We start from the raw sequence: 467 nt of genomic DNA on the forward strand, positions 1-467 counted from the left end.
CTCGCTATTCGGACAACGTCTCGAAACAAGCATCGTCGAGGAGATTTTAGCGTATGATCCAGTACTAAAAGCGAATTATGAGCTCTATCAAGCCCTTTTAAAAGCAATGGAAGAAAAGGACTTTAAAATGTTAGAATCTTGTTTAAAAAATCCTGTTCATCCGTTAATCTCTAGCTATATGAAGACAAGTATAAAAACGTTGAAGGAGCATCTTCCGTACATACATAACAGTTTTAATTATCCTTATAACAACGGCAAAATTGAAGGGATTAACAATAAAATTAAAGTATTAAATCGCGTAGCTTATGGATATAGAAATTTTATGAATTATAAAAAGCGAATTATTCTACACTTCAAACTCAAAACAACAGAACAAAAACAACCACGCTCCCAAACAGCCTAAGGCTGGTTAAGAGCGTGGTAATAATCGACTAATATTCTTCACCAACGTTATTTGACAAAGAACC

The 467-nt window shown here is 34.0% G+C and carries 1 protein-coding gene; it reads left to right on the plus strand.

The window, feature by feature from the left end; genetic code table 11:
- Nucleotides 1-403, plus strand: a 403-nt coding sequence (locus tag CD30_RS19305) for an ISL3 family transposase (RefSeq protein WP_036180948.1), incomplete at its 5' end; no start/stop codon positions are given.
- Between the last annotated feature and the right edge of the window lie 64 nt (nucleotides 404-467).

It is taken from the genome of Ureibacillus massiliensis 4400831 = CIP 108448 = CCUG 49529, from assembly GCF_000772965.1.
Taxonomy (GTDB): Bacteria; Bacillota; Bacilli; order Bacillales_A; family Planococcaceae; genus Ureibacillus; species Ureibacillus massiliensis.